Source organism: Mycolicibacter kumamotonensis, from assembly GCF_002086285.1.
In the GTDB taxonomy this organism is placed as follows: Bacteria; Actinomycetota; Actinomycetes; order Mycobacteriales; family Mycobacteriaceae; genus Mycobacterium; species Mycobacterium kumamotonense.
On record NZ_MVHU01000001.1, the window covers coordinates 60327 to 80332 of the forward strand.

General features: G+C 68.8%; 19 protein-coding genes and 1 tRNA gene. 5 read left to right on the forward strand and 15 right to left on the reverse strand.

What is annotated here, in order from left to right; all coding sequences use genetic code 11:
* Positions 1-49 precede the first annotated feature (49 nt).
* The 7 genes from BST28_RS00260 to BST28_RS00290 form a co-directional block, all read right to left on the reverse strand.
* Positions 50-2803, reverse strand: coding sequence for a DEAD/DEAH box helicase (locus BST28_RS00260; protein WP_083079355.1), 2754 nt, complete (start codon positions 2801-2803; stop codon positions 50-52).
* Between the two features lie 126 nt (positions 2804-2929).
* Positions 2930-3841 carry a twin-arginine translocase subunit TatC gene (gene tatC, locus BST28_RS00265; protein WP_043336397.1) on the reverse strand — a complete coding sequence of 304 codons (912 nt, stop codon included), beginning with the start codon at positions 3839-3841 and terminating at the stop codon, positions 2930-2932.
* A gap of 33 nt (positions 3842-3874) precedes the next feature.
* A complete protein-coding gene (gene tatA, locus BST28_RS00270; protein WP_019736811.1) occupies positions 3875-4102 on the reverse strand; it encodes a Sec-independent protein translocase subunit TatA in 228 nt (75 codons plus the stop codon).
* A gap of 76 nt (positions 4103-4178) precedes the next feature.
* Positions 4179-5132, reverse strand: coding sequence for a helix-turn-helix transcriptional regulator (locus BST28_RS00275; RefSeq protein WP_109560598.1), 954 nt, complete (start codon positions 5130-5132; stop codon positions 4179-4181).
* Positions 5129-6124, reverse strand: a complete 996-nt coding sequence (locus BST28_RS00280) for a helix-turn-helix transcriptional regulator (protein ID WP_083079357.1) — start codon at positions 6122-6124, stop codon at positions 5129-5131. The genes BST28_RS00275 and BST28_RS00280 overlap by 4 nt, the downstream gene beginning before the upstream one ends.
* Positions 6125-6201: 77 nt before the next feature.
* Entirely contained in the window at positions 6202-7560 is a 1359-nt protein-coding gene (gene pafA / locus BST28_RS00285; RefSeq protein ID WP_019736814.1) for a Pup--protein ligase, read from the reverse strand.
* Between the two features lie 37 nt (positions 7561-7597).
* Positions 7598-8221, reverse strand: coding sequence for a two-component system response regulator PdtaR (locus BST28_RS00290; RefSeq protein ID WP_083079358.1), 624 nt, complete (start codon positions 8219-8221; stop codon positions 7598-7600).
* An 82-nt stretch (positions 8222-8303) separates the two neighbouring features.
* On the opposite strand from BST28_RS00290, the gene BST28_RS00295 reads away from it, so the two are divergent.
* Positions 8304-8380 (forward strand) — tRNA-Leu (locus BST28_RS00295).
* Positions 8381-8383: 3 nt separating this feature from the next.
* Here BST28_RS00295 and BST28_RS00300 read toward each other — a convergent pair.
* A complete protein-coding gene (locus BST28_RS00300; RefSeq protein ID WP_019736816.1) occupies positions 8384-8710 on the reverse strand; it encodes a YnfA family protein in 327 nt (108 codons plus the stop codon).
* Positions 8711-8900: 190 nt separating this feature from the next.
* On the opposite strand from BST28_RS00300, the gene BST28_RS00305 reads away from it, so the two are divergent.
* The 4 genes from BST28_RS00305 (at position 8901) to BST28_RS00320 (ending at position 12703) form a co-directional block, all read left to right on the forward strand.
* Entirely contained in the window at positions 8901-10085 is a 1185-nt protein-coding gene (locus BST28_RS00305; protein ID WP_234808148.1) for an adenylate/guanylate cyclase domain-containing protein, read from the forward strand.
* Positions 10086-10150: 65 nt separating this feature from the next.
* Entirely contained in the window at positions 10151-11395 is a 1245-nt protein-coding gene (locus BST28_RS00310; protein ID WP_083079361.1) for an alpha/beta hydrolase, read from the forward strand.
* A gap of 40 nt (positions 11396-11435) precedes the next feature.
* A complete protein-coding gene (locus BST28_RS00315; protein ID WP_029249537.1) occupies positions 11436-12041 on the forward strand; it encodes an HdeD family acid-resistance protein in 606 nt (201 codons plus the stop codon).
* 98 nt (positions 12042-12139) lie between these two features.
* Positions 12140-12703, forward strand: coding sequence for a DUF4190 domain-containing protein (locus BST28_RS00320; protein WP_019738695.1), 564 nt, complete (start codon positions 12140-12142; stop codon positions 12701-12703).
* A 38-nt stretch (positions 12704-12741) separates the two neighbouring features.
* Here BST28_RS00320 and BST28_RS00325 read toward each other — a convergent pair whose 3' ends face one another.
* Genes BST28_RS00325 through trpC form a run of 7 tightly spaced genes read right to left on the reverse strand, consistent with a single transcriptional unit; the run spans position 12742 to position 19987 of the window.
* The gene (locus tag BST28_RS00325) at positions 12742-13584 is read right to left on the reverse strand and encodes an acyl-CoA thioesterase II (protein ID WP_083079548.1); all 843 of its coding nucleotides are present in this window, start codon (positions 13582-13584) and stop codon (positions 12742-12744) included.
* Between the two features lie 35 nt (positions 13585-13619).
* Entirely contained in the window at positions 13620-15038 is a 1419-nt protein-coding gene (gene pyk, locus BST28_RS00330; RefSeq protein ID WP_083079363.1) for a pyruvate kinase, read from the reverse strand.
* A 60-nt stretch (positions 15039-15098) separates the two neighbouring features.
* Positions 15099-15497, reverse strand: a complete 399-nt coding sequence (locus BST28_RS23080; RefSeq protein ID WP_109560599.1) for an NINE protein — start codon at positions 15495-15497, stop codon at positions 15099-15101.
* 46 nt (positions 15498-15543) lie between these two features.
* On the reverse strand, positions 15544-17103 hold the full coding sequence (gene lgt / locus BST28_RS00335; RefSeq protein WP_109560600.1) for a prolipoprotein diacylglyceryl transferase: 1560 nt from the start codon (positions 17101-17103) through the stop codon (positions 15544-15546).
* A gap of 2 nt (positions 17104-17105) precedes the next feature.
* On the reverse strand, positions 17106-17906 hold the full coding sequence (gene trpA / locus BST28_RS00340) for a tryptophan synthase subunit alpha (RefSeq protein ID WP_083079364.1): 801 nt from the start codon (positions 17904-17906) through the stop codon (positions 17106-17108).
* Positions 17903-19168, reverse strand: coding sequence for a tryptophan synthase subunit beta (gene trpB / locus BST28_RS00345; RefSeq protein ID WP_083079366.1), 1266 nt, complete (start codon positions 19166-19168; stop codon positions 17903-17905). The genes trpA and trpB overlap by 4 nt, the downstream gene beginning before the upstream one ends.
* A complete protein-coding gene (gene trpC, locus BST28_RS00350; protein WP_019737744.1) occupies positions 19169-19987 on the reverse strand; it encodes an indole-3-glycerol phosphate synthase TrpC in 819 nt (272 codons plus the stop codon). It abuts the gene before it with no gap.
* Between the last annotated feature and the right edge of the window lie 19 nt (positions 19988-20006).

The following is a 20006-nucleotide window of genomic DNA, read 5'->3' on the forward strand; positions in this document are numbered from 1 at the left end:
TAGCGGGTGCTGATCACCGCCGGCTCTCCACCGTAGCGCCCGGACCAGCCTACCCGGCGTCAACGGCGACGACTCCCCGCAAAACCGTGTCGATGGCCTGTTTCGCGGTCGACCGCAATTCGGCGCCGGGCGCCGCGTTGCGCAGTTGATCCAGCAGGTCGAGGACCTGACGGCACCAGCGCACGAAGTCCCCGGCCGACAGCGGCGAGCCGGCGCCGGCGGCGTCCGAGGCGTCCAATGCCGACGCCAGGTCACCGGTGCGCGCCCAGCGATACACCGCGGCGACGAAGCCGTCGTCGGGTTCACGGCTCGGGGTGATGCCGTGGCGGCGCTCGTCGGCCCGCAGCACCGCCGAGAGCTTGCGGGTCTGATGCAGGGCGCGGCGCACCGGCTCGGTCGGCGGCTGCAGGGTGGGCGGTCCGCCGGGGCCGTCCGCACCGCGTGACTCGTAGAGCACCGCGGAGACCACCGCGGCCAGTTCGGCAGGCCCGAGACCGTCCCACGCCCCGGTCCTCAGACACTCGGCCACCAGCAGGTCACTCTCGCTGTAGATCCGGGCCAGCATCCGGCCGTCGGCGGTCACCTTCGGATCGCCGTCGCCAGAGCGAATGAAGCCGCGCTCGGTGAGCAGCCCGACGATCCGGTCGAAGGTGCGGGCCAGTGAGTTGGTCGCCGCTTCGACCTTCCGGCGCAGTTGCGCGTTGTCGGCCTCCACCCGCAGGTAGCGCTCGGCGGCGCGCACCTTGACCTCGCGATCCGGCTCCGCATGGGTGGGATGGTCACGCATCCGTTGCCGCAGCGCGGCCAGTTCGGGGTCCACCGGGTCGTCCTGGGACCCGCTGCCGCGTCGCCCGCGCGGGCCCGGTGCCACCAGCCCGGCTGCGGCGGACCGCAACGCCGAGGCCAGATCGCGGCGGACCCGGGGCTGACGGTGCTCCACCCGCTTGGGCAGGTTCATGGTGCCGATCGGCGGCACGGCACCGGAGTAGTCCGCCGAGGAGATCCGGCCCGCCCAGCGGTGTTCGGTGAGCACCAGCGGCCGCGGTTCGTCCGAATCGCGGTCGGCTTGCAGCACCACCGCCAGGCCACCGCGGCGGCCGTGGGTGAGGGTGATGATGTCGCCCTTCCGCAGCGCCGCCAGGGCGTCGCTGGCGGCGCGACGGCGCTGTAACCGCGAGGCTCGGGCCTGGGCGCGTTCACGTTCGGAGATCTGCGCCCGCAGCCGGGCGTAGTCCAGTACCGCCGAATCACGGCCGCCGAGCTCCGCGGCGATCTCGTCGAGGGTCCGTTCGCCGCGTTCGGCGCCGCGCACCAGGCCGACGACCGATCGGTCGGCCTGATACTGGGCGAACGACTGCTCCAACAACCGATGGGCCTGCTCGGGGCCCATCTGTTGGGCCAGGTTGATCGTCATGTTGTAGGACGGCGCAAACGAGCTGCGCAACGGGAAGGTGCGGGTGGAGGCCAGCCCGGCCACCTGTTCGGGATCGGCGGTGCTCTCCCCCGGATGCCACAACACCACCGCATGGCCCTCGACGTCGATGCCGCGCCGGCCGGCCCGGCCGGTCAGCTGGGTGTACTCGCCCGGGGTCAGGGCGGCGTGCTGCTCGCCGTTGAACTTGACCAAGCGTTCGAGCACCACCGTGCGGGCGGGCATGTTGATGCCCAGCGCCAGGGTCTCGGTGGCGAACACGGCTTTGACCAGGCCGGCGGTGAACAGTTCCTCGACGGTGTGGCGGAACACCGGCAGCAACCCGGCGTGGTGGGCGGCCAGTCCGCGCAACAGCCCCTCCCGCCATTCGTAGTAATCCAGCACGGCCAGGTCGTCGTCGGCGAGGTCGCCGCAGCGGTGGTCGATCACTTCGGCGATGCGGGCCCGCTCCTCTTCGCTGGTCAACCGCAGCGGTGAGCGCAGGCACTGCTTGACCGCGGCATCGCAGCCGACCCGGGAGAACACGAAGGTGATCGCCGGCAGCAGGCCGGCCGATTCCAGGACGGCGATCACATCGGGGCGCATCGGGGGCCGGTAGCTCGGCCGCCCGGGGCCGCCCCGTCCCCCGTGGCGGCGCGGCGACCAGTCGGTGAGCCGGTCGGCCTCCCGGCGATGGGCGATGTGGCGCAACAGTTGCGGATTGACACGGGGCCGGCCGGCGGCGCCCCGCCCGTCGGTGTCGGGCCGGGATTCGAACAGGTCGAACAGTCGCTTGCCGACCATCATGTGCTGCCACAGCGGCACCGGCCGGTGTTCGTCGACGACGACGGTGGTGTCCCCCCGGACGGTCTGGATCCAGCCGCCGAACTCTTCGGCGTTGCTGACCGTCGCCGACAGGCTGACCAGCCGCACCTCGTCGGCCAGGTGCAGGATGACCTCCTCCCAGACCGCGCCGCGCATCCGGTCGGCCAGGAAGTGCACCTCATCCATCACTACATGCGAAAGACCTTGCAGAGCAGGGGAATTCGCGTAGAGCATGTTGCGCAAGACCTCGGTGGTCATCACCACCACCGGCGCGTTGGCGTTGACCGACAGGTCACCGGTCAGCAGGCCCACCCGTTCTTTGCCGTAGCGAGCGACCAAGTCGGTGTGCTTCTGGTTGCTCAGCGCTTTGATCGGCGTGGTGTAGAAGCACTTTCCGCCTCCGGCCAGGGCCAGGTGCACCGCGAACTCCCCGACCACGGTCTTACCGGCGCCGGTCGGGGCGCACACCAGCACGCCCCGACCCTCCTGCAGGGCCGCACAGGCCCTGCGCTGGAAGTCGTCCAGCCCGAACGGCAGTTGCTCGGTGAACAGGCTCAGCTCGGTCATGCCGGCACGCCGTCGTGGTCGCTGTCGACCCGCGCGAGCGTGCACAGTTGCACAACAAAACCGGCGCGTTGCGGTGCAAACACGCACGCTCGCGGGGTTGGGGCTCGCCCCGGGTGCGGCGTGGGGTTACTCATGCGGCGCGGCGACGGGTGCGGGGGGCTCGATAGGTGAGGCTTCATCGTCGCCGAGCGGCGCGGCGGCCTCCCGCCTGGCCTTGCGTTTGTCGTGCAGCCGGGCGATCTGGATCGCGAACTCCAGCAGCAGCGTCAGTGCCAGGCCGAGCGCGGTCATCGAGAACGGATCGGAGCCCGGCGTGGCGACCGCGGCGAAGGCGAACACCGCGAAGATCAGCCCGCGCCGCCACTCCGCCAGCCGGGCGTAGCTGAGCACGCCGACCTGATTGAGCATCACGATCAGCAGCGGGAATTCGAAACTGATTCCGAACACCAGCAGCAGGTTGATCAAGAACCCGAAATAGCGTTCACCCGACAGCGCGGTCACCTGGACGTCGCTGCCGATGGTCAGCAGAAAACCCAGCGCCTTGGCCAGCACCAGATACGCCAGGACGGCGCCGGCGACGAACAGCACGGCGGCCGATACGACGAACACCACCGCGAAGCGCCGCTCCTTGCGGTACAAGCCCGGCGTGATGAAGGCCCACAGCTGGTAGAACCAGATCGGGCAGGCCAGTACCACGCCGGCGGCGACAGCGACCTTGAGCCGCAGCATGAACTGATCGAACGGCCCGGTGGCCAGCAATCGGCAGTGCCCGTCCGCAGCGATCTGCGCCCGCGCCGAGTCGGGCAGCGCGCAATAGGGATGTCGTAGCCACTCGCCGAGGCTCTCCAGCCCCAGGAAGCCGTGCGAGTACCAGGCGAACCCGAAGGCGGTGGTCACGGCGATCCCGGCCAGCGACAACAACAGCCGGGTACGCAGTTCGCGGATGTGTTCGACGAGCGACATCGTCCCGTCGGGATTGGTGCGGCTGCGCCGTTGGCGTGGGTCAAGCCGCTTGACGAAGCTGGTGGCACGCACCATCACGGGGCGCTCGTGCGCTGCGGGGACGAGAGCCTAGGCCGACCGCGGGTCAGCCGGTGGCTCGACGCGTTCGGACTGTACGGGTGATGGCGTGGCCGATGGTTCCGACTTGCTGTCGCCCTGCAGTTCGCGGATCTCTGATTTGAAGATTCGCAGCGACTTGCCGAGCGACCGTGCCGCGTCGGGAAGCCGCTTGGCGCCGAACAGCACGACCACTACGAGCAACAGGATCGCCCAGTGCCACGGACTGAGACTGCCCACTTCGGTTACCTCCAGACGTCGCCTCGATGCTACCGCAGCACCCCAGCTCGGCCCGCCTCCGCGCGCCACCGAGACGCTAGCCGCTGTCGGCCCCGGCATAGGCCGCAAGGGCGGCCACCGCGGCCTCGCGCACCCGGGTCGCCAGTGACTCGGGCGCCAAGACCTGCACCTCGTCGCCCATCCCCAGCAGCAGCCGCGTCAACCACTCGTCGGAGGCATACGTCATCTCGGCCTCTCGCCAACCATCGGCCAACTCACCCACCAGCCGCATCGGGTAGTACTCGAACATCCAGGCCACCGAGGGCGCCACCCGCACCGTCGCGACCGGCATCGACGGGTCGGCGTCGAACAGCGACGTATCGGTCTCGGCCTGCCGCGCCGGTACCGGCGGCGCGGACGGCTCGTCGAGCACCTCGGCGCCGTCGATGCGATCGAAGCGGAACAGCCGCACGCCCGCGGATTCTCGGCACCACGCCTCCAGGTAGCTGTGGTTGGCGATCAGCACCACCCGGATCGGGTCGACGATCCGGTGCGATGAGCTGTCCCGCGAGGCGGCGTAGTAGTCGAGGGCCAGTGCCCGATGGCGGTGCACGGCGTCGCGGACGATCCCGGCGACCGGGTCATCCTCAGCCACGGGTTCGGCGGCCGGGTGGGCGGCCTGACCGGCGGCGTTCTCGATCTTGGCGATCGCGGCGCGGGCCGCTCGGGGGTCGACGATGCCGGGCATGTCCACCAGCGCCCGCAGTGCCATGAGCACGGCGGTGGCCTCCGGCGAGGTCAGCCGCAACGGCCGATCCACTCCCGCGGACTCGTGGACGTCGAGCCGGTCCTCGTAGAAGGTCACGTCGATCAGATCCCCGGGCCCGTAGCCGGGTAGGCCACACATCACCAGCTGATGCAGATCGGCCTGCAGTTGCGCGAGGCTCACGCCGAGTTCGGCGGCGGCCTGCTTCTTGGTAATCCCGGGACGGGCCTGCAGGTAGGGCACCATGTTCAACAGCCGGACCAGCCGATGCGACAGGTTGTTCACGCCGGCACCTCCCGGGCGCAGGCGGTGAGCCGGGCTACGACGTCCTCGCGCAGCGAAGGCGGGGCTAGGACGACGGCGTCGGCCCCGTAACCGGCGATCTCCCGGGCCAGCCGGTCGTGTGTGCCGATGTCGACGCCGATGACGTCGCCGTCGCGCCCACCCGAGGACTCGCGGCCCAGCACCGTGCCGGCCCGGCGCAGAGCCACCGCCCGGCCGTCGGCGACCCAGATGCGGGCCTGGAGACCGCTGGGCGCCTCCCCCACGGCGGCCGCCACGATCTGGCGCAGATCGACGGAGTCGGGGCGGGTGACCGCGCCCGGCGGCCCGATCGGCGTGACGTCGTCGGCGATGCGCGACATCCGGAAGGTGCGGACCGCGTCGCGGTCGCGGTCGTGGCCCACCAGATACCACCGGCCGCGGTGGGTGACCACACCCCACGGCTCCACGGTGCGGGTGGCGTAGGGCGCGACCGGTGACGGGCGGTGACCGAACTGGACGGCCTGCCCCGCCTGTACGGCATCGGTCAGCGCCTCCAACACCGGCTCGGCGCGGTGGATACCGGGCAGTGCCGCCGGCGGGGCGACCAGCACGTCGGCGCGATCCGGATCCACTTCGACTCCGGCGGCCTGCAGTTTGCCCACCGCACCTTGGGCGTTGGCGCGTAGCTCCGGCGACTGCCACAGCTGGACTGCGACCGCGACCGCGGCGGCCTCTTCGCGGGTCAGCTCGATGGCGGGCAGCGCGTAGGCCTCGGGGTTGATGCGGTACCCCTCGACGGTGTCCAGACCCGAGACCTTGCCGGTCTCCAACGGTATGCCCAGGTCACGTAGCTCGTTCTTGTCGCGCTCGAACATCCGGGAGAACGCGTCGTCGCTGGGGCTGTCACCGTAGCCGATCACAGTGGCGCGGATCTTCTCCGCGGTGAGGTAACCGCGGGTGGACAGCAGCGCGATCACGAGGTTCAGGAGTCGTTCGACTTTGGCGGTCGCCATGAAAATAGACAATAGGCGGTGCCGGGTGCCGGGTCGGTCGGATGTGGGCAGCCGGCGCGTATGTGACCTGGGGCCGGCTACATGCTGGCGATGAGCCGCTTGACCCGCTCGTCCACCGACCGGAACGGGTCCTTGCACAGCACGGTGCGCTGAGCCTGGTCGTTGAGCTTGAGGTGCACCCAGTCGACCGTGAAGTCGCGCCCCGCCGCCTGTGCGGCGCTGATGAATTCGCCGCGCAGCTTGGCGCGGGTGGTCTGCGGCGGGGTGTCGACCGCCTCGTCGACTTCCTCGTCGGTGGTGACCCGAGCCGCCAGGCCTTTGCGCTGCAGCAGATCGAACACGCCGCGGCCACGTTTGATGTCGTGGTAGGCCAGATCCAGCTGGGCGATCTTGGGGTCGGACAACTCCATGTCGTAGCGGTCCTGGTAGCGCTGGAACAGCTTTCGCTTGATCACCCAGTCGATCTCGGTGTCGACCTTCGCGAAATCCTGGGTTTCGACCGCGTCGAGCTGGCGGCCCCACAAGTCGATGACCTGCTCGAGCTGCGGGTTGCTGGCCCGCGTCCGCACGTACTCCACCGCGCGCCCGTAGTACTCACGCTGGATGTCCAGGGCGCCGGCCTGACGGCCCCCGGCCAGGCGCACCGGACGGCGGCCGGTGACGTCGTGGCTGACCTCGCGGATCGCTCGAATGGGGTTGTCGAGCGAGAAGTCCCGGAATGGCACCCCCGCCTCGATCATCTCCAGCACCAAGGCAGCGCTGCCGACCTTGAGCAGTGTCGAGGTCTCGGACATGTTGGAGTCGCCGACGATGACGTGCAGCCGCCGGTACTTCTCGGCGTCGGCGTGCGGCTCGTCGCGGGTGTTGATGATCGGGCGGGAGCGCGTGGTCGCGCTCGACACGCCCTCCCAGATGTGCTCGGCGCGCTGCGACAAGCAGAACGTTGCGGCCTTGGGAGTCTGCAGCACCTTGCCGGCGCCGCAGATCAGCTGGCGGGTCACCAGAAACGGCAGCAACACATCGGAGATCCGGGAGAACTCCCCGGCCCGCACGATCAGGTAGTTCTCGTGGCAGCCGTAGGAGTTGCCGGCCGAGTCGGTGTTGTTCTTGAACAGGTAGATGTCGCCGCCGATGCCCTCATCGGCCAGCCGCTGCTCGGCATCGATCAGCAGGTCTTCGAGCACCCGTTCCCCGGCCCGATCATGCGTGACCAGCTGAGTCAGGTTGTCGCACTCGGCGGTGGCGTACTCGGGATGGCTGCCGACGTCCAGATACAATCGAGCGCCGTTGCGCAGGAACACATTCGAACTACGGCCCCATGACACCACCCGGCGGAACAGGTACCGTGCCACCTCGTCGGGTGACAGTCGCCGGTGGCCGTGGAAGGTGCAGGTGACACCGAACTCGGTCTCGATGCCCATGATTCTGCGCTGCACGTCATCGAGCCTACTGGTTGCGCAACCGCAACGGGGGTCAGGCCGGAGGGTTCGCCGCCGTGTCGAGGGTTTCCAGCACCACCTCGGCGACCTGCCGCATCGTGGTCCGCTTGTCCATCGCCGCCCGCTGAATCCACTTGAACGCCTCGGGCTCGCTCAGGCCCTGCTTGGACTGCAGCAGCCCCTTGGCCCGCTCGATGAGCTTGCGGGTCTCCAGCTGCTCGGACAGGGTGCTGACTTCGCGTTCCAGCGCGGTGATCTCCTCGGCCCGGCTGACCGCCAGCTCGATCGCCGGGACCAGGTCGCTGGCCGAGAACGGCTTGACCAGGTAGGCCATCGCCCCGGCGGCGCGGGCGCGTTCCACCAATTCGCGCTGGCTGAACGCGGTGAGCATGACGATCGGCGCGATGCGTTTCCCGGCGATCTCCGAGGCCGCGTCGATGCCGTCGCGGCGCGGCATCTTCACATCGATGATCACCAGATCCGGGCGCAGCAGCTCGGCCAGCTCGACGGCCTCCTGCCCGTCGCCGGCCTCGCCCACCACCTCGTAGCCCTCTTCCCGCAGCATTTCGGCGAGATCCAGGCGGATCAGCGCCTCGTCCTCGGCGATCAGAACCCGGCGGGCAGGGCGCGGGGCGCTCTCGGATGTCGACGCAGTCATCACCCCATTCTGTCGTGGCGGCCGCCGGCGGCAACCCTTCGGGGGCATCGTCTAAGGTAAAGACCCGCGCGCAAGCGCCCACGCCCTCGTATCCCAACTGGCAGAGGAAACGGATTCAAAACCCGTACAGTGTGAGTTCGAATCTCACCGAGGGCACCACGATCAGCGCGGTGCATACATGATCACCGCGACCCCGGTCAGACAGATCAGCGCACCGAGGACATCGGCGCGATCGGGTCGGAATCCGTCGAACGCCATACCCCAGGCCAGCGAGCCCGCCACGAAGACCCCGCCGTAGGCGGCCAGAATCCGGCCGAAATGTGCGTCGGGCTGCCACGTCGCCACAAAGCCGTACAACCCGAGGGCGATCACGCCCGCGCCGGCCCACAGCAGGCCGCGATGCTCGCGTACGCCCTGCCACACCAGCCAGGCGCCGCCGATCTCCGCGACGGCGGCCAGCACGAACAGGGCGACCGAACGCAGCACCATGGCCACCGACCCTAGCCGCCGGTGAAACCGCCAACGGCGCAGCTCACCGGATTAGGCTGTCGATTGTGACCGTCAAGCGGTTCCTCGCGGTGCCGGCCGAGGCCCAAGCCCCTACCGGCGCTCGCACTGCATCCCGGCCCGCACCCGGCATTACGCGGCGCGGCTGTCGCAGCGGCTGCGGATCCTCAAGGTGTCTGCCGGGCTGGCCGCGTGCATCAGCGCGGGCTTCGGGCTGCTGGAGATCTGGGCCGACCCGACCTACTGGTGGATCGGCGCGCTGAACCTGCTGGCCGCCGCCGCCTTCGTGCTGACCCCGCTGCTCTACCACTACGGCGAGCTGATCGCGCCACTGACGTTCGTCGCCATCGCCTACCTGACGACCTTCGTGGTCTGTTGGGTGGTCGGGACCGGATCGGGCATCCAGTTCTATTTCTTGGCCTCGGCGTCGATCAGCGTGCTCATCCTCGGCGTGGACCGGATCAAGCTGGCCGCCGCGGTGGCGGGCGTCGGTGCGGCCCTGACCATCGCCCTGCAGTTCCTGGTCCCGCCCGACAATCTGAATCAGCCGGCCTGGCTGCGCAACCTGTCCTTCGTGTTGGTGGTGGTCTCGGCGTGCTTCATGGTGGTCGCCACCATCTGGTTCGCGCTGCGCGAGATCGCCCACGCCGAAGCGGCGATGGAGGCAGAGTACGAACGCTCCGAAGCGCTGCTGGCCAACATCTTGCCGACGGCGGTCGCCGACCGGCTGAAGAACCCGGCCGTGGACGTGATCGCCGACAGCTATCCGGACGCCTCGGTGCTGTTCGCCGATATCGCCGACTTCACCCGGCGGGCCAGCCAGACCGAACCCGGCCCGCTGGTGGAATTCCTCAATGAGCTCTACTCCGGGCTCGACCGGCTCGTCGACCGGCACGGATTGGAGAAGATCAAGACCAGCGGCGATTCCTACATGGTGGTCAGCGGAGTCCCCAACCCCAGACCGGATCACCTGCATGCGCTGGCGCGGCTGGCGCTCGACATCGCCGACACCGTCGCCGAACTGCGCGATCCGCGGGGCCGGCCGGTGTCGTTGCGGATCGGCCTGGCCACCGGCCCGGTCGTTGCCGGTGTGGTCGGAAATCGCCGGTTCTTCTACGACGTGTGGGGTGACGCGGTCAACCTGGCCTCTCGGATGGAGTCGACCGGCGCCCAGGACCGGATTCAAGTACCGCAGGAGGTCTACGACCGATTGCGCGACGACTTCGTGTTCGAGGAGCGCGGCGACGTCAAGGTCAAGGGCAAGGGTGTCGTGCACACCTGGTTTTTAGTCGGCGAGCGTCCGCCTGCCTCCCGCGGTCCGGCACCCCGGTCATTGCTGTCGGTCCCTGCACGCTGAGCGAGTCACCGAGCCGGCTTGGGTAGGGTGCCGGACCAGGTTGTCCCACAACGCAGAGGAGCGCAATGACGAGGCTTCTGGCTGTGCTCGGCTCGCTCGCCGGACTCGCCACCACCCTCAACGGTTACCGCCCGCTGACCAAGCACGGCTATCCGTCGCTGTATGCGTTCGCGTTCGGTCTGTTCGCCTCGGAGCTTCCGCTGCAACTGATCGCCGGGCAATCCGCGGCCCTGGCAGCGGTGTCGCGGTGGTTGCCGCCGCGGGCACGGCGGTTCAATTGGCTGGTTTCGGCGCTGTCCTGGCTGGGCCTGCTCGGGCTCAATCATGCCGGGCGCACCGCCAACCGGCCGTTGACCGCGGCGCTGGATGCCGAACTCGGTGCCGGGCGGCGCACCGACGGCGCGGACCTCTGGAAGCGGCCGGGCCCGGACGGCGACATCGCGAAGGCGCCCGGCCTGGTGCGCATGATGCGGGTCTACCGTGACTACGCCACCGACGCCGACATTCCCTACGGCGAATACGGCGGCCGCAACACCCTCGACGTGTGGCGGCATCGTGACCTGCCGCGCGACGGCCGCGCGCCGGTCCTGCTGCAGGTCCCCGGGGGCGCCTGGATGGTGGGAAGTAAACGCGGCCAAGCGCATCCGCTGATGACTCACCTGGTGGAGCGGGGCTGGGTGTGTGTGTCGATCAACTACCGGCTCAGCCCGCGTTCCACCTGGCCCGATCACATCATCGACGTCAAACGCGCCCTGGCCTGGACCAAAGCCCACATCGCCGACTACGGCGGCGACCCGGACTGGGTCGCGGTCACCGGCGGCTCGGCGGGCGGGCACCTGTGCGCGCTGACCGCGCTGACCGCGGGCGACCCGCGCTTCCAGCCGGGTTTCGCCGACGCCGATACCAGTGTGCGGGCGGCGATTCCCTTCTACGGCATCTACGACTTCACCGGCGACACTGATCTGCATCCGCTGCTGACGCCGGCGCTGAGCGCCTACGTGTTCAAGCAGAGCCGGCGCCGATTCCCGGACACCTACCGCGCCGCGTCACCGATGACGTACATATCCGCTGACGCCCCACCGTTTTTCGTCCTGCACGGGGTCAACGACTCGCTGGTGCCGGTCGAGCAGGCGCGCGCCTTCACCGCCCGGTTGCGCGAGGTCAGCACCAGCCCCGTGGTCTACGCGGAATTGCCGTTGGCCCAGCACGCCTTCGACATCTTCGGCTCGCCCCGGGCCGCCCACACCGCACTGGCCGTCGAGCAATTCCTGGCCGAGACCTACGCCTCGCGTGTGGCGCCGGCCGTCTAGAAGCCGGTCGCGGCCGAATACCCGGGTCGCAGCGCGGCATTTGTGCCAGACTTCGGCCATGGAAACAACCCCCTCCGGTCTGCTGCCACATCTGTGGAAGTCGACACTGGTCTCCGGTGTTCTGGCCCTGGCCCTGGGTGTGCTGATCCTGGCCTGGCCGGGCCGGACCATCCTGGCTGCCGCCGTGTTGTTCGGCATCTATCTGCTGATCACCGGGGTCGCCCAGCTGATCTTCGCGTTCAGCCTGCCCGTCATATCCGCGGGCGGACGAGTGCTGCTGTTCCTCAGTGGCACCGCGGCGGTGATTCTGGCGGTGTTGTGTTTCCGGCATTTCAACTCCGACGAGGAAGCCCTCGCGGTGCTGCTGCTGGCTATCTGGATCGCGGTCGGCTTCATCTTCCGCGGTGTGGCCACCACCGTGGCGGCCATCAGCGACCCGGTGTTGCCGGGCCGCGGCTGGCAGATCTTCATGGGCGTCCTGAGCCTGCTGGCCGGGCTGGTGACGTTGGCGGCGCCGTTCACTTCGCTGTGGATTTTGGCGCTGGTGGTCGGCAGCTGGCTGATCGTCATCGGGATCGTCGAGATCGTGGCGGCCTTCAAGATCCGGAGCGCGTCCCGCAGGATCGACGCGGCAGTGGGCAGATAACCGGCCCGGCAACTCCAGGACCCGTCGACACCAACGCGGGTACCCTGAGTTCTAACCCGTTTGACACCTGTCTGATGCTCTGATGTGGAGTCCGCGCAATGCCCGAGTCCGGGATGCCCTCGCTGTCACCTGAGTCTCGACCGTCCTGGTCACCGGCCGGCGGTGGCTATCCCCCGCCGGGCTACCCCTACCCTTACCCGGCGCCCGGGCAGTACCCCGGCTACCCTCCGCCCGGCCCGCATGGCGCGCCCAGGAACGGTGCGGGCATCGCGGCCCTGGTGGTAGCGATCGCCGGAATCGTGACCGCGCTGTCGGTGGTCGGCGGGGTATTACTGGGCATCGTCGCGATCGTGCTCGGATTCGTCGGTCACAGCCGCGCCAAGCGCGGGGAAGCCGACAACGGCGGGGTCGCTATCGCCGGCATCGTGCTCGGTGTATTGGCCGTGGTGGCCGGAATCGGCTGCATCTTCGTCTACGTCGGCATCTGGCGGACAGCGGGCGGCGGGGACTACGTGGACTGCATGACGAAGGCGGGTTCGGATACTGCCGCGCAGCAACAGTGCACCGATCGGTTCCGTGAGCATTTCGAGAACAAGTTCGGCTCCGCCGAAGCGCCGCCCCTGGTACAGGAATCCTCCGACTCGGCGCTGATGCCCGCCTAGCAGCGGTGGCGAGCGCGGCGAAACCGGGCGCCGTCGGGCTAGCGCTTGGCGCTCGGGAAGTACATCAGCACGCCCTCCTGGGTGGCGGTGGCGACGAGCCGGCCGGATCGGTCGAAGAAGTGTCCGGTGCCCAGCCCGCGTGAATCGGCGGCCACCGGTGATGACGTCGAGTACAGCACCCAGTCGTCGAAACGCACCGGCCGGTGAAACCACAGGGTGTGGTTGGCGCTCGCCGCGAAGATCCGGTCGAAGCCCCACGACAGCCCGTGGGTGGTGATGATCGAATCCAGCACGGTGGTGTCGGAGGAATACACCATCAGCGCGGTGTGCAGCACCGGATCCTCGGGCAGCTCCCCGTCGGCCTTCATCCAGACCCGATTGTGGTCGAGCCGCTCCCCCTTGTCGCGCATCACCCAGGCCGGATCATTGGTGTAGCGCCATTCGATGGGGTGGGGCGCGTTGACGAAACCGGGCACGACCTCCTCGTAGCCCTCGAGCACCTCGCGGACCCTGGGCAGGGTCTCCGGATCGGCGACCGCGGGCGCTTCCACCCCGTGCTCGAGCCCGCGACCACCCGACAGGTAGGAGACCATCGCGGTGGCGATCAGGGTGTCGCCCTGCAGCGCGTCGACGCGGCGGTTGGCGAACCGGCGTTCGTCGCGGAGCCGGTGCACCCGGAATTCGATGTCGCGGGACGGATCTCCGCCATTGATGAAGTGGACCGACAGCGCGCCGGGCGGCAGGTGGCCGGCGACGGTGCGGCTCGCGGCGACGAATGACTGCGCCATCAGCTGTCCACCGAAGGTACGCAACGGCGTCTTGCTGGGGTGCGATCCGACGAACACGTCGTCTTCAGTGGCGTTGAGGTCCAGGACGGCCATCAACTCTTCGAAGTCCGTGTTCGGCTCGTTCGGCACTAGACGTCGTCCTCCCCGATCCGGTGCACGTGGATCAGGTTGGTCGAGCCGACGGTGCCCGGCGGGGCGCCCGCGACGATGACCACCAGATCACCGCGCTGGTAGCGACCCAGATCCAGGAGCGCCTTGTCGACCTGCCGGATCATCCCGTCGGTCGACTGCATCTGCGGGACGATGAAAGTCTCAGTGCCCCAGGTCATTGCGAGTTGACTGCGCACCTCGGGCAGCGCGGTGAAGGCGAGCAACGGCAGCGGGGTGTGCAACCGGGCCAACCGCCGCACGGTGTCACCCGACTGGGTGAAAGCCACCAATGCCTTGGCGTCGAGGCGTTCGCCGATCTCGCGGGCGGCATAGGAGATCACCCCGCGCTTGGTGCGCGGCACATGCGTCAACGGTGGTGCCGCAGTGGAATTCTCCTCCACTGCGCACACGATCCTGCTCATCGTGCGCACCGCCTCCAAGGCGTACTTACCCACTGCGGTCTCACCGGAGAGCATCACCGCGTCGGCGCCGTCAAGCACCGCGTTGGCCACATCGGACGCCTCGGCGCGGGTCGGCCGGAAGTTCTCGATCATCGACTCCAGCATCTGGGTCGCCACGATCACCGGCCGGGCGTTCTCCCGCGCCATCTGGATGGCACGCTTCTGCACCAGCGGCACCTCTTCAAGGGCAAGCTCCACCCCCAGGTCACCGCGGGCCACCATCACCGCGTCGAACGCCAGCACCACGGCTTCGAGGTTGTCGATCGCCTCGGGCTTCTCGAGTTTGGCGATCACCGGCACCCTGCGCCCGACCCGATCCATCACCTCGTGCACCAACTCGACATCCGACGGCGAGCGCACGAACGACAGTGCCACCATGTCGACGCCGAGCTTCAGAGCGAATTCCAGGTCTTCGATGTCTTTTTCCGACAGCGCGGGCGCCGAGACCTTCATGCCCGGTAGGGACATGCCCTTGTGGTTGCTGACCGGGCCGCCCTCGGTGACCGTGCACACCACGTCGTCGCCGTCGATGTGCTCGACGACCAGGCCCACCTTGCCGTCGTCGACCAGAACCCGGTCACCGGGCGCGGCGTCGGCGGCCAGCTGCCTGTAGGTGGTGGAAACGCGATCATGGTCGCCGGGGCAGTCGGCGACGGTGATCCGCACCGTCTCACCGGTCGCCCAGAAGGTGGGCCCGTCGGCGAAACGCCCCAGCCGGATCTTGGGCCCCTGTAGATCGGCTAGCACGCCGACCGCCCGCCCGGTCGCGTCCGAGGCGAGGCGCACCCACTCGTAGGAGGCCTGGTGGTCTTCGTGGTCGCCGTGGCTGAAGTTCAGCCGGGCCACGTCCATGCCGGCGTCGACCAACGCCCTGACCATCTCCGCGGAGTGGGTCGCCGGTCCGAGAGTGCAGACGATCTTGCCGCGTCGATTCACGCCGTCAGCATAGTCGGACCGGCTGAGCCGCCTTCCTCAGGAACGGTTGGCGCCAACGGGTTAGGGCGTACCGTCGCGCAGCGTCCTACCGTGCTTGTCGTGCACCCGCCCGCTGAAGATGAGGATCACCTCGATGATGCTCGAGATGATCGGCACGCCGATACCGATACCGTAGGTGGTGACGGTGGCCAACACACCGATCAACAGCTGGATCAAACCCAGACCGGTGTGCCCCAGATACATCCGGCCGAACCCGAGAAAACCGAAGAGCCCGAGCAGCTGTAGCAGCGCCGCGGTGACTTTCGACTTGTCCGAGTACGGCTGCCCGGTCACCGGGTGGCGGCCGAAGGGCGCCCACATGTCCGGGTAGCCCGGATACGGGGGCGGAAAGCCCGGGGGCTGCTGGTAGGGCTGCCAGCTGCCCGGTGGCCCGGCCGGAGGCCAGGACGGTTCGGTCATGTCTGCGAGGATGCCAGAAATGCCGACCCGGGCGGTGGGACCGCTGTCAGGCCTGGTCAGAGTCCTCGGCGGAGTCCGCTTCGGGCTCGGGCTCGGAGTCCGGCTCGGTTCCGGCGTCGGAGTCCTGGCCTGAGTCGTCGATGTCATCGTCGCCGGGCTCGGTGTCGGTCTCCACCTCGGCTTCGACGTCTTCTTCTGGTGCCGCCTCGGGTTCGACTTCGTCGTCGTTGCCGTCGGTGTCGGTGGCGGTCTCGTCGGGCTGGTCTGCCTCGTCCGCATCGGTATCCGCCGGTTCGTCGGCCTCCGACGCGGGCTCAAGATCTTCCTCGGAGGGTGCTTCGGCCTCGTCGGCCTCGTCAGCGTCTTCGCTCTCGTCGGCGTCCTCGACCTCGCCGGCGTCGCTATCCTGGTCGGTGTCGACGTCGGGGTTCTCGTCGGTTGCGGCCTCGTTCTCGGAGTCGGCCGCTGCAGTGTCTGCGGTGACGTCGGCCTCGTCGGCGATGTCGGTGTCTACGGTGTCTTCGGCGATGTCGGTGTCTTCGGCGACAACGTCGTCAGCCTCGTCGACCTCGTCGACCGCCGACTCGGATTCGCCCTCACCGGTAAGCCTTTTCGGCAGCCGGACCACTGACCCGACGCCATTGGCGGGGGCGACCGCCACCAACTCCAGCTCTTCTTCGGCCTCCGGTTCCGGTTCGGCGGCAACGGCCTCCCGGTCCTCGGGCGCCGTCTGCTCCCAGGCGCGGCGGATGACGTCCGGATCCTCGCGGCCCTTGGTTGCCAGCAGGATGTACACCACCGCGCCGATGAACACGAATGTCGAGGTGAACGAGTTCACCCGGATCCCGGCGATGTGGGTGGCTGCGTCGTCCCGCAACAGTTCGATCCCGAAGCGCCCGATGCAGTAACCGGCGACGTAGAGCGCGAAAAGCCGACCGTGCCCCATGCGGAATCGCCGATCAGCGTAGATCAGCACGGCGAACACCAGGAGATTCCAGAGCAATTCGTACAGGAACGTCGGCTGGACGATCTTGTACAGTTCGCCGGTCGAAATCCCGTCAAGCAGGTGCGGATCGCGTACCCCGGCGCCGTCCTCGCGCCAGAAGATCTCCAGGCCCCACGGCAGCGTCGTTTCCCGCCCGTAGAGCTCCTGGTTGAAGTAGTTGCCGATGCGCCCGATCGCCTGCGCCAGCACGATGCCGGGCGCGACGGCGTCACCGAAGGCGGGCAGTGGAATTCCACGACGACGGCAGCCGATCCAGGCGCCGACACCGCCGAGCGCCACCGCACCCCAGATCCCCAGGCCGCCGTCCCAGATGCGCGGCGTCGCTTCCCATCCGGCGCCGCCCTCACCGAAGTAGGTCCGCCAGTCCGTCATCAGGTGATACAGCCGCCCGCCGATCAACCCGAACGGCACCGCCCACAGCGCGATGTCATAGATGACCCCCGGCTCACCGCCGCGTGCCCGCCACCGCCGGTCACCGATCAGCAGGGCGACGACGATGCCGATGATGATGCACAGGGCATAAGCACGGATCGGGATCGGGCCGAGATGCCAGACGCCACGCGCGGGACTGGGAAAGTACGTCAGCCAGTTCAATGTCATCTCTACGAATCCTTTTGACGCACACCCGCCGCGAGTTCCTCACCGAGGGATCGCAACGCGGCCAGGCCGCCGGCGAGTGCGGTGACCAGTGCTGAACCGACGATCACGCCGTCGGTGTAGGCGCCGATCTCGGCGGCCTGCGCACCCGACCGCACACCCAAGCCCACCCCGACCGGAATATCAGAGACCTCCCGCACCCGGCGGACCAGTTCCGGCGCCGCGTTCGACACCGTGTCACGGGCGCCGGTGACGCCCATCGTGGAGGCAGCGTAGACGAATCCGCTCGAGGCGTGTGCCGTCTCGGCCAGACGCTGCGGCGTCGACGACGGCGCCACCAGAAAGATCCGATCCAGCGCATGCTGCTCGGATGCCGCCAGCCACTCGTCCGCCTCGTCGACGATCAGATCGGGGGTGATCAGCCCCAGGCCGCCGGCCGATGCCAGATCGCGAGCGAACGCGTCGACCCCGTAGCGCAGCACCGGATTCCAGTAGGTCATCACCACCGCGCGGCCACCGGAACTCGCGATCGCCTCGACCGCGGTCAAGGTGTCACGCACCCGGACCCCCCCGTGCAGGGCGGTCTCGGTGGCCCGCGCGATCGTCGGTCCGTCCATGCCCGGATCCGAGTACGGCACACCGACTTCGATGAGGTCGCAACCCGATTCGACCAGTGTGGTCATCGCGGCGATGGAGCCCGGCACATCCGGGTAGCCGGTCGGCAGGTAGCCGATCAGCGCGGCCCGGCCCTCCTCTCGGCACTCGGCGAACATCGAGGCCAGCCGGTCGCCGGCGTGACCGCTCATTGCGGGCCGCCGTCGTCGAGCAGGCCGAACCACTTGGCGGCGGTCTCGACATCCTTGTCGCCGCGCCCGGATACGTTCACCACGACGATTTTGCCCGGGCCCAGCTCGGCGGCCAGTTTCAGCGCGCCCGCCACCGCGTGCGCGGATTCGATCGCCGGAATGATTCCCTCAGTGCGGCACAGGATTCCGAATGCATCCATCGCCTCAGCGTCGGTGATGGGCTGGTACTCGGCCCGCCCGGTCTCGCGCAGCCAGGCGTGTTCGGGGCCGACCCCGGGGTAGTCCAGCCCCGCCGAGATCGAGTGCGACTCGATGGTCTGACCGTCCTCGTCCTGCAGCAGGTAGGAGAACGATCCCTGAAACGCCCCGGGGGATCCACCGGCGAACGTCGCGGCGTGCCGACCGGTGGCCACACCGTCACCGGCGGCCTCGTAGCCGATCAGCCGTACCGCCGGGTCGTCGAGGAAGGCGTGGAAGATGCCGATGGCGTTCGACCCGCCGCCCACGCAGGCCACCACGGCGTCGGGCAGCCGGCCCGCCATCTGCTGTATCTGCACCCGCGTTTCCATGCCGACGACCCGCTGGAAGTCGCGCACCATGGTCGGGAACGGGTGCGGCCCGGCCGCAGTTCCGAAGCAGTAGTAGGTGGCCTCGGCGTTGGTCACCCAGTCCCGGAACGCCTCGTTGATGGCGTCCTTCAAGGTCTGCGAGCCCGATTCCACCGAGACCACCTCCGCGCCCAGCAACCGCATCCGGGCCACATTGAGGGCTTGGCGGCGGGTGTCGACGGCGCCCATGTAGATCACGCACTCCAGCCCCAGCAGGGCGCAGGCGGTGGCGGTGGCCACCCCGTGCTGGCCGGCACCGGTCTCGGCGATCACCCGGGTCTTGCCCATGCGCCGGGCCAGCAAGGCCTGGCCGAGCACGTTGTTGATCTTGTGCGAGCCGGTGTGGTTCAGGTCCTCCCGTTTGAGGAAGATGCGTGCCCCGCCGGCGTGGGCGGTCAGTCGCTGCGCCTCATACAGGGGTGAGGGGCGGCCGGTGTAGTGCGTCTGCAGGTTGTCGAGGGTGTCGAGGAACTCGCGGTCGTTGCGCACCTTGTCGTAGGCGGCGGTGACCTCCTCGATGACCGCCATCAACGCCTCGGCGACGTACCGGCCGCCGTAGACGCCGAAGTGCCCGCGGGCGTCTGGGTCGTGCCCGCTCGGTTCGGCCACTCCGGCGCTGGCACGCGGAAGATTCGGCTGCGTGGTGTCCGACATTTAGCGGGCCGACTTCGGGCAGGACGGATGCTTACCCGCACTGACCAAATCGGCAACGGCCGCCCGTGGGTCGCCGCTGGTGACCAGTCCCTCACCGACCAGGACGGCGTCCGCACCGGCTCCGGCGTAGGCCAGCAGGTCCGCGGTGCCGCGCACTCCGGACTCGGCGATCTTGACCACCTCGGTGGGCAGTCCCGGCGCGATCCGCGCGAAACAGTCCCGGTCGACCTCCAGCGTGGTCAGGTCGCGGGCGTTGACCCCGATCACCTTCGCGCCGGCGGTCAGGGCCCGGTCGGCCTCTTCCTCGGTGTGCACCTCCACCAGCGCGGTCATCCCCAGCGATTCGGTGCGGTCGAGCATCGACACCAGGGCCTGCTGCTCGAGCGCCGCGACGATCAGCAACAGCATGTCGGCGCCGTGAGCGCGGGCCTCGTGAATCTGGTAGGGCCGCACGATGAAGTCTTTGCGCAGCACCGGGATCGACACCGCGGCGCGCACGGCGTCGAGGTCGGCCAACGAGCCGTTGAACCGGCGCTGTTCGGTCAGCACGCTGATCGCGCGGGCACCGCCCTCGGCGTAGGAGCAGGCGAGTTCGGCAGGGTCGGCGATGGGCGCCAGCTGGCCCTTGGACGGGCTGGCGCGCTTGACCTCGGCGATGACCGCGATGCCGGGCTCTCGCAGTGCCGCCATGACGTCCCGCGGCGCGGGCATGGCCTCGGCTGCCGCCTTGACTTCCGCCAGGCTGACGACGGCCTCCCGGGCGGCAACGTCGGCGCAGACTCCCTCGATGATGGAGTCGAGCACGGTTGCCGAACTCATGTCTGCCGGTTCCTCTCCC

Coding starts and splice junctions, on each gene's coding strand:
- trpB (WP_083079366.1), bottom strand. CDS start 19,168: ATGTCGGACACCACGCAGCCGAATCTTCCGCGTGCCAGCGCCGGAGTG.
- BST28_RS00325 (WP_083079548.1), bottom strand. CDS start 13,584: ATGGCCGTCCTGGACCTCAACGCCACTGAAGACGACGTGTTCGTCGGA.
- BST28_RS00300 (WP_019736816.1), bottom strand. CDS start 8,710: ATGGTGCTGCGTTCGGTCGCCCTGTTCGTGCTGGCCGCCGTCGCGGAG.
- trpC (WP_019737744.1), bottom strand. CDS start 19,987: ATGAGTTCGGCAACCGTGCTCGACTCCATCATCGAGGGAGTCTGCGCC.
- trpA (WP_083079364.1), bottom strand. CDS start 17,906: ATGAGCGGTCACGCCGGCGACCGGCTGGCCTCGATGTTCGCCGAGTGC.
- BST28_RS00310 (WP_083079361.1), top strand. CDS start 10,151: ATGACGAGGCTTCTGGCTGTGCTCGGCTCGCTCGCCGGACTCGCCACC.
- BST28_RS23080 (WP_109560599.1), bottom strand. CDS start 15,497: ATGACCGAACCGTCCTGGCCTCCGGCCGGGCCACCGGGCAGCTGGCAG.
- BST28_RS00290 (WP_083079358.1), bottom strand. CDS start 8,221: ATGACTGCGTCGACATCCGAGAGCGCCCCGCGCCCTGCCCGCCGGGTT.
- BST28_RS00260 (WP_083079355.1), bottom strand. CDS start 2,803: ATGACCGAGCTGAGCCTGTTCACCGAGCAACTGCCGTTCGGGCTGGAC.
- BST28_RS00320 (WP_019738695.1), top strand. CDS start 12,140: ATGCCCGAGTCCGGGATGCCCTCGCTGTCACCTGAGTCTCGACCGTCC.
- tatC (WP_043336397.1), bottom strand. CDS start 3,841: ATGGTGCGTGCCACCAGCTTCGTCAAGCGGCTTGACCCACGCCAACGG.
- BST28_RS00280 (WP_083079357.1), bottom strand. CDS start 6,124: ATGGCGACCGCCAAAGTCGAACGACTCCTGAACCTCGTGATCGCGCTG.
- lgt (WP_109560600.1), bottom strand. CDS start 17,103: ATGACATTGAACTGGCTGACGTACTTTCCCAGTCCCGCGCGTGGCGTC.